7 protein-coding genes and 2 pseudogenes are annotated in these 5546 nt (G+C 61.7%); 3 read left to right on the top strand and 6 right to left on the bottom strand.

Features of this window, described 5'->3' with window-relative positions:
- Nucleotides 1–218 precede the first annotated feature (218 nt).
- Nucleotides 219–1547, bottom strand: coding sequence for a group II intron reverse transcriptase/maturase (gene ltrA, locus CKO40_RS23235; RefSeq protein WP_200348834.1), 1329 nt, complete (start codon nt 1545–1547; stop codon nt 219–221).
- A 650-nt stretch (nt 1548–2197) separates the two neighbouring features.
- Here ltrA and CKO40_RS25555 point away from each other — a divergent pair.
- A complete protein-coding gene (locus tag CKO40_RS25555) occupies nt 2198–2386 on the top strand; it encodes a SymE family type I addiction module toxin (RefSeq protein ID WP_200348836.1) in 189 nt (62 codons plus the stop codon).
- Here the strand turns inward: CKO40_RS25555 and CKO40_RS23225 are convergent.
- The 4 genes and pseudogenes from CKO40_RS23225 to CKO40_RS25635 all read right to left on the bottom strand — a co-directional run.
- Nucleotides 2330–2704: a hypothetical protein gene (locus CKO40_RS23225; RefSeq protein WP_200348833.1), complete on the bottom strand. Its 375-nt coding sequence runs from the start codon at nt 2702–2704 to the stop codon at nt 2330–2332. The genes CKO40_RS25555 and CKO40_RS23225 overlap by 57 nt on opposite strands.
- A gap of 2 nt (nt 2705–2706) precedes the next feature.
- The gene (locus CKO40_RS24765; RefSeq protein WP_338074256.1) at nt 2707–3279 is read right to left on the bottom strand and encodes a pre-toxin TG domain-containing protein; all 573 of its coding nucleotides are present in this window, start codon (nt 3277–3279) and stop codon (nt 2707–2709) included.
- 126 nt (nt 3280–3405) lie between these two features.
- A pseudogene (locus CKO40_RS25550) lies at nt 3406–3594 on the bottom strand (RHS repeat-associated core domain-containing protein); the annotation flags it as partial.
- 380 nt (nt 3595–3974) lie between these two features.
- A pseudogene (locus CKO40_RS25635) lies at nt 3975–4475 on the bottom strand (RHS repeat domain-containing protein); the annotation flags it as partial.
- Between the two features lie 158 nt (nt 4476–4633).
- Here CKO40_RS25635 and CKO40_RS23215 point away from each other — a divergent pair.
- Complete coding sequence (locus tag CKO40_RS23215) at nt 4634–4864, top strand: type II toxin-antitoxin system HicB family antitoxin (RefSeq protein WP_200348831.1); 231 nt, start codon at nt 4634–4636, stop codon at nt 4862–4864.
- An 18-nt stretch (nt 4865–4882) separates the two neighbouring features.
- A complete protein-coding gene (locus tag CKO40_RS23210; protein WP_200348835.1) occupies nt 4883–5098 on the top strand; it encodes a type II toxin-antitoxin system HicA family toxin in 216 nt (71 codons plus the stop codon).
- An 87-nt stretch (nt 5099–5185) separates the two neighbouring features.
- Here the strand turns inward: CKO40_RS23210 and CKO40_RS23205 are convergent.
- On the bottom strand, nt 5186–5546 hold a 361-nt coding region (locus CKO40_RS23205; protein ID WP_200348830.1), incomplete at its 5' end, for a hypothetical protein.

The following is a 5546-nucleotide window of genomic DNA, read 5'->3' as shown; positions in this document are numbered from 1 at the left end:
ATATTCCAGACGACTTTCTATCTTGATCAGATAGCTGAGCGCATGATTGTCCAAATTACAAAAGTGCTGCAAACGGGTGAAATGTCCAAAGAACGGTGGTATCCGACGACAATCAAGCACTTGCTGGGCCGGGTCGCCGCGTGAGATTTCTCCCCCGCGGCTCCCACAGATCCGGACATGCCCAATTCGGGCATCCGGCTCCTCGATCTAAACATCCGCTACGTGGCATAGATGCTATGGACCACGCGCGCGGGCGGGAGCGGGTAGTGCTGGACAAGACGGGCGAAGGCCGCCCAGTTCAGGCGGGTCGCCCGAGAGCGACGGTTCAGCCACTTGCGCCAGAGACGACGGACCTCGTGCCGGAATCGGGCAAGCGCTCGCGCGTTGCCGGTAATCCCGTAGTAGGCATCGTGACCTCTGAGCTTGCGGCTGAGCGCCTGCTGTTGCTCCGCCACCGGACGGTGACGGTTGCGTCGGCACCAGTGCCCGATCTGCCGCAAGGCGCGGCTGAAACGGGTCTTGGCCGTCTTGCGTTGCACCACCCAGCGCCCCTTCCGGGAGCGCCCCCAATAGTGGGTAAAGCCGAGCAGATCGAAACTGCGCTCAGGCTGTGAGCGAGGTTCCTTATCTGCCCGTGATGGGCTGCGAAAGTCCACCAGCCGAGTCTTATCGGGATGCAGGGTCAGCCCGAAGCGCTCGAGGCGTTTGGGCAGCACCTCTAATACCCGCCGGGCGTCGTCTTCGCGCTCGAAGGCCAAAGTCGCATCCTCAGCAAACCGCACCAGAAAGGCGCGCCCCCGAAGACGCGGCTTGACCTCATGCTCGAACCAGGTGTCGAGCACGTGGTGCAGGTAGACGTTCGACGCCAGTGGGCTGATCACACCCCCTTGCGGGCTGCCCCGCTCAGGGTAGCTGATCGCCCCATCCTCCATGACCCCGGCATGCATCCACTTGCCCAGCACGCGACGGATCACGCCGTCACGCACCCGTTGGTCGAGAAAGGCGTTGAGATGGGTCCGTTCCATGCTGCCGAAAAAGTCCTGGATGTCGAGGTCGATCACCCAGCCGCCGCCGATGGCCATCAGCCCTTTCCAGAGCGCTTCGAGCGCTTGGTGAGCGCTGCGGCCGGGCCGAAACCCGTAGGAGCAGTCCAGAAAGTCCTGCTCGTAGGCGGGTTCCAGGACCATGAGCACCGCCCGTTGGAGGATTTTATCTTCCAGGGTGGGGATGCCGATGGGACGGGTCTTCTTCGTGCCGTCCTTGGGGATGTGGACACGTCTGACCGGCGGCGCGCGGTAACGACCGCTCTTGAACCGTTCGAGCAGGTCGCTCAGGTTCTCGTGCAGTCGCTCTTCGTACGCCTCGGCGGTGACGCCGTCCACGCCCACGGCGCCATCCTTGCGCGTACGCCGGTACGCCTCTTCCAGCCACATCAGGTCGATGTGGTGCGCCAGCGTCAGCAGCACCATACTCGGTGCCTCCCTCGCCATGTTCGCGATCTTCTGTTGTGTCGTGGAGATGATCTCGCGATCCAATGCTCGCGTCATCTTGCCCTCCAGAAGGTGTTTAGACCGACCGGCCGCTTCCCTCGGACGGGTCCGCTGGGGGCGCGTTCCCCGCCGTCATCGGTCGTATCAGCCGGCTCCGATTGCTCAACCGTCATCGCGCCGCACTTGGTTGCCTTCGCTTGGCGCTACCTCGTCGTCGGTCCTGTTCGCGCCCGTCGGCTGGACCAATGCCGACGGTGACCTGGGCGGCTTCTACTGCGGCGCCCGCACCGCATCGTTTGACGAGGAACGATTGAGCCCTCCCAGGTTCCTGGGTGACCCTTGCGACCATGCCCTGCTCTTCGACCCCGGTGGAGTGGTCGCGCCAGGCCATTCTCGACGCAACCACTGCTGCCTTCCGCCTTTAACACGACGTCGGCTCCACAACGCTTCTTTCGAGGCTCTATCACACGGCCTAGCCGCCCCCTGTGTACGCTTCGCAGGCGAGGTCGCCCCCGCACCACGCAACACTCGGTTCCGGTGGATGGCCAGTCCTTTCCGGTTGGGGACTTTCACCCGTCGGGTCACTGTAAGAAGTTTCCGATTGCTCACGTCATGTTTGCTCTCTTCCCCCTCTTCCAGGCTTTGCCTGGCGCAAGCAAAAAGCAAGACCTGACCCTTCCTCTTGCTTCCTTCGCTTATCAGCCCCGATCTGCTGTCCAGAGGATGGGGTCCACCGCTGCCCTTCCTCTTCGCATTGGCTGGAGCAAGCCGGCTTTGCCATCGGTACCCAATACACCATTGAGGTGTATAACGGGAAGTTGGTGTTCATTGCCTCAGAATCAGGTTATCCAACGCTCATGCAAGGCCTTAGACTTACTCCCAAGCTTCTGTATTAGCTCGGGGTATTCGTCAAAATGGATATTTTCCAATATTTCAGTTACAACCAAGTTTTCTACATCACTATCCTGTACTGAACTTAGTGATTCAATAGCGTTGAAGGCATTGTCCAAAACTAAACCCGCATTACCACGTTCTCCATATATTCGAGATATATAGTTAGCAAATGCACCACAGACAATGCCTGGCGATTTTCTATCTTCATCATCAAGACGAAGATATTCATCGGAATTAGAAAAACCACTTACCTCTTGAACCAAAAATTCAGAAACCTTATTGGAGGCACCTTCAACTAAAATAAAATTTTGACTGCTCATGGCTAATTACCCAGTGCGTCTTGAGTATCTTTCAAAATGTCATGAATAATGCGCCGATCACCAGCACCCAAGTTGGGATCTTTCCTCAGCTTCATAAGCTGAGTTCTACGATCTATAAGTTTTTGGGTATGGCCTTTCGGGGATAGCAACTCTCCAGTTGCCCGTTCAAACCGTACAGCATCAGCAGTGCTCCCGCTGCCAACCTTTGCACCAGGACGGTATAAGTTATTTATTGCATCTTTTAGACGTGGGTCTTGCGCATTGCGAAGAAGGAGATCACGAGGCGTTTCTAAAAGCTTCTGTCCTCCCTTTGTAACGCCCCCATCCGCCCCCCTCCTGACCTGCCGGGCAATATCGCTGCCAATCTCGGCGATGTCATCGACCTTGGTCAAGAACTTCAGCCCCAGGGCCCCGAGCAGGACGCCTAGGCCCTCTTCGCGGCGGTCGACGGGCTCGCCGGTCACCAGGTCACGGCCGGTGACGAGCTGGGCGGCACTCTTCAGGCCGCCGACGACGGGCAGTACATCGAGGGTCGTGGTACCGATGCGCTCGGTGACGCCGGGTGTCGTGTCCACCGGGGACGCCCCGTAGATAGGCCGGCTCTCGGGCTGGGGCGTCTGGACGCTCCCTTCTCCGACCGTCCCCGTTGGGTCAATGAAGTTGACGGGGCTGTTGAGCGCATAGGCGTAGCGGTTGACGCCGTCGATAAAGCCCAGGGGATCGGGCTGGGTGAACCGGCCGATGGCCGGGTGGTAGTACCGCACCCGGTAGTAGACGAGGCCGGTGGCGTCGGGCTCGCGTCCGGTGTAGCCGTAGGTGGGGATGGCGGGTCCGCCGGTGAGGGCCGGTTCGGGATTGCCCCAGGGGCCGTAGCCTTGCGTGGCGACCAAGGCGCCGGTGGCGGCATCCGTGGTGGCGATGACCGAGTTGTGCCCGTCCTGGTGGTAGACGAGGGTCTGGCCGGGGCATAGTGAAGGATAGGGGTGTCGATGCCGGCGCCGTGGACGTAGCGGGCCACCGGATCGGACCAGTCGCCTTCGACCTGCTGGTAGAGGGCATCGCCGTCGTAGTGGTAGGCGGTGGTGGTGGCGCCGACGGTCTTGGCGATGCGCCGGCCCTGGGGGTCGTAGGTGTAGGATTCTGCAGGGAGGCCGGTGCGGGAGGCCTGGACCTGGCGGTCCAGGGCGTCGTAGGCGAGGGTCAGCGCGTCATCGCCGGTGCAGTCGCCGCCCAGATCGGTGACGTTGCCCGTGCAGTGCTTGGTGAGATTGCCGTTGGCGTCGTAGAGGAGCTGGCCTACGAGGGGCCCGGCCGGGCTGCCCTCACGGATTTCGAGGAGTTGGTGGGCGTCGTCGTGGACGTAGTGGGCGACGGGCCCGGCGGGCGGGGTGTGGGTCACCCGGTTGCCGAAGGCGTCGTAGGTCCAGGCCTCCACGGCCCCGCCGCTGTCCACCGAGAGCAGCCGCGAGAGGGCGTCGTAGCCGTAGGTGTGGCTGCGGGAGACGCCGCCCAGGGTCTCCGTCATCGTCGCGCGGCGCCCGAGGGTGTCGTAGGTGAAGCCCTGGCTGTGGATGGGCCCGCCCGGAGCGGTCGTGGTCAGGGACTCCAGGGCATCATCGGCGAGGTAGTCGTATTGGGTACTGACTCCGCCCGGCAGGTCCCGGCGCGTCAGGCGCCCGGCGGCGGAGAATCTCACGTATACTGTCCTCGAAACCCGGCTTGATCGATTATCGCAGGAGCCAGAGAGCAACGAGCAGGACGCTTTCGACATCCGAAACCGAAAACTCAAGGAACCGTGCCGACAGCTCGGCCGCCTCCAGTCGAAGGATCAGAAGACCATCTGTCGGTTTCTGGACATCGTGGTGTGCCACAGCAAACTGAACGAGTTGGTGGGCTGCTCGTTGCGCCTCACGGCTAAAGGAGATGTTTATGGAACAGATCGCTAATCTGCACATTGAGAAGCTGCCCGAAGGCGTCTATCTGGCGACGTCGGAGGATATTCCGGGACTGGTCGCCCAGGGGCGCACCATCCAGGAGACCCTTGAGATCGCCCGCGACGTGGGCAAGAAGCTGCTCGAGGCCAAGGCCGAGCGCGACACGCCACCAGACCTGCCGCCAGTCGGCGATTCGTTCGACTATCCGCTCGTGATCGGCAGCTAAGGTTCAAGCGTAGGGTGGCTGGCCGGCTTCAAGTGCCGGCAAACCATCAAGAAGCTGAAGACGCTCGGCTTTGAGTTCGACCGCCAGGCCGCCGGCAGCCATGAGATCTGGTACAACCCGGCCACTGACCGCTACACCACCGTCCCCAACCACCCCGGCGATTTGCCGGAAGGGACGCTGCGGGCGATTCTCAAGCAGGCGGCTGTGTCGGTGGAGCGCTTTCTGAGGGCGTGAGGAAAAAGCCTGCCCAACCGGGAGTTATTCCGGCCTCGAACTCGACTCCGGCCTCATTGACGAGATTCGCCAGGCGACCAAAAGTAACTACGCCCTGGGCGGCCAACGATTCAAAACCCAGGTTGAAGCGGCCCTCGGGCGACGGGTGACAACCGGTAAACCAGGGCGCCCAAGGTTGCCATTCGCGTCGTAATCGAAGGTGGTGCAGCGATTGAGGGCGTCACAGGCCTGCTGGAGCCAGACATCCTGCTCCGGGCCATAGTAGGTGAAGATGTGGGCGTGGCTATTGGGGTCGAGGAGGTGGCGCATGCGCCCCAGCATATCCAGGGTGCGCCGGGCCTCGCGGCCCTCCTCGTCGAAGGCCGAGCGCACGCGGCCCAGGGGGTCGTGGGTGAAGCCCACCGTGAAGTTGTCGGGATTGGTGGTGGCGGTGAGGTTGCCCATCGCA

The organism is Halochromatium glycolicum (assembly GCF_016584085.1).
GTDB classification, from domain to species: domain Bacteria; phylum Pseudomonadota; class Gammaproteobacteria; order Chromatiales; family Chromatiaceae; genus Lamprobacter; species Lamprobacter glycolicus.
This window is presented reverse-complemented; position numbering and strand designations above follow the sequence as displayed.

Coding starts and splice junctions, on each gene's coding strand:
- ltrA (WP_200348834.1), bottom strand. CDS start 1,547: ATGACGCGAGCATTGGATCGCGAGATCATCTCCACGACACAACAGAAG.
- CKO40_RS23225 (WP_200348833.1), bottom strand. CDS start 2,704: ATGAGCAGTCAAAATTTTATTTTAGTTGAAGGTGCCTCCAATAAGGTT.
- CKO40_RS23215 (WP_200348831.1), top strand. CDS start 4,634: ATGGAACAGATCGCTAATCTGCACATTGAGAAGCTGCCCGAAGGCGTC.